Raw genomic sequence first — 1,431 nt, 5'->3', positions numbered from 1 at the left:
AATGCGGCGACTTCAACATCAACGGCCTCAATCTGCTTGAGATATATCTCGATTAGCGAAGTGACGATTTCCGGCGCAGTGTCGAATTCCGAACGGCAGCGCTTTGCAAACAAGCGGCCATTGCGGCGTTGCTGCGGCAGTACGATTCCATATTCTGTCAGGTGGGCCCGGACTGCATTGATCAGCTGGGTTCGTTGCTTAACAAACATCTCTCGCGTCCGAAAAATCATCCCCTGAGCTTGCTGGTTATCGTCTTTCACCGCAACGGTTTGCATGGAAGGTCGTGAGGCAGCTTCCACGATCGCTTCAGCATCAATCGCATCATTCTTGTGGCGTTTGACAAAGGCTTTGACGTATTGTGCGGGGATAAGTCGGACTTCATGGCCTGCTGCTTGAGCGACACGAGCCCAGTGGTGCGCGGACCCGCAAGCTTCCATGGCGATGATGCATGGAGGCAGATTTGAGAGGGTTTTCTGGAACTGCGGTCTGGTCAACTTTTGCCTAAATACAACATAACTGTTCTTATCAGCCCCGCAGATAGCGAATGTGCGCTTGGCCAAGTCTACGCCTAATATATGTATATTTTCCATAGTCTTATCCTCCATAATCGCACCCTTTTCTGGGGTGCCTCGGTTCAAGTATAAACCGGCAGGAGGGGCATCCAATCCATCAGATTCTCAGCGTATCAACAATGTTGACACATGCTTGCGTTAAGCTTATGTCTTGGGTTCAAGTTGAGGATGAGACATGCGCGTGATTGTGAAAAAATGGGGTAACAGTGCTTCCGTTCGGATACCTGCAGCCGTTATGCAGGCAGCGAAGCTATCGCTCGACACACCCGTTGATGTACGTGAAGAAAATGGGCGCATCATTATCGAACCGGATCAATCGCCAGAATTCTTGTTGGACGATTTGTTGGAATCTATCACCAGCGAAAACTGTCACGAAGCGATAGAAATGGGCGGACCATTGGGTCAAGAAGCTCTCTGATATGGCCTACATTCCAGAGGCCGGAGACATTGTCTGGCTCCAATTCAATCCGCAAGCGGGTCATGAGCAAGCCGGACACCGTCCAGCACTCGTTTTGAGCCCGGCAAAATACAACAAGATTGGCCTGATGCTTTGCTGTCCGATGACGACTAAGTTGAAGGGATATCCGTTCGAAGTGGTCATCGACGGGCCGCAGACCAGCGCAGCACTTGCAGATCAGGTCAAAAGCCTGGATTGGAAAGTGAGAAAAGCAAAGCGGAAAGGGCAAGTTACCTCAACGGAGCTTGCCGAGGTGCGCGCTAAGTCCGTGGCCTTGATCCAGGGGTGAGGCAGTTTTGCGATCCTAAGTCATAATATTATATATACACAGAGTCCTCGAGCACCCGACTTTTGACGGGTTGACGTCTGACCGTAGAACGATTCAGCTAACCGCATGATCCG

The 1,431-nt window shown here is 50.9% G+C and carries 3 protein-coding genes; 2 read left to right on the top strand and 1 reads right to left on the bottom strand.

Going from position 1 to position 1,431, the window contains the following annotated elements; translation table 11 throughout:
* Positions 1 to 560 (bottom strand): IS110 family RNA-guided transposase (locus PFRI_RS00830; protein WP_217653399.1); only part of this gene is annotated, 560 nt, incomplete at its 3' end.
* 187 nt (positions 561 to 747) lie between these two features.
* On the opposite strand from PFRI_RS00830, the gene PFRI_RS00825 reads away from it, so the two are divergent.
* Positions 748 to 990: an AbrB/MazE/SpoVT family DNA-binding domain-containing protein gene (locus PFRI_RS00825; protein ID WP_072628874.1), complete on the top strand. Its 243-nt coding sequence runs from the start codon at positions 748 to 750 to the stop codon at positions 988 to 990.
* 1 nt (position 991) lies between these two features.
* Positions 992 to 1,318, top strand: a complete 327-nt coding sequence (gene mazF / locus PFRI_RS00820; protein ID WP_072628873.1) for an endoribonuclease MazF — start codon at positions 992 to 994, stop codon at positions 1,316 to 1,318.
* The last annotated feature ends 113 nt before the right edge of the window (positions 1,319 to 1,431 follow it).

Origin of the sequence: Planktotalea frisia (assembly GCF_001890925.1) — a bacterium.
GTDB lineage: Bacteria > Pseudomonadota > Alphaproteobacteria > Rhodobacterales > Rhodobacteraceae > Planktotalea > Planktotalea frisia.
This window is presented reverse-complemented; position numbering and strand designations above follow the sequence as displayed.

Excerpts from the sequence above, each read along its gene's own strand:
- PFRI_RS00825 (WP_072628874.1), top strand. The coding sequence starts at position 748 with ATGCGCGTGATTGTGAAAAAATGGGGTAACAGTGCTTCCGTTCGGATA.
- mazF (WP_072628873.1), top strand. The coding sequence starts at position 992 with ATGGCCTACATTCCAGAGGCCGGAGACATTGTCTGGCTCCAATTCAAT.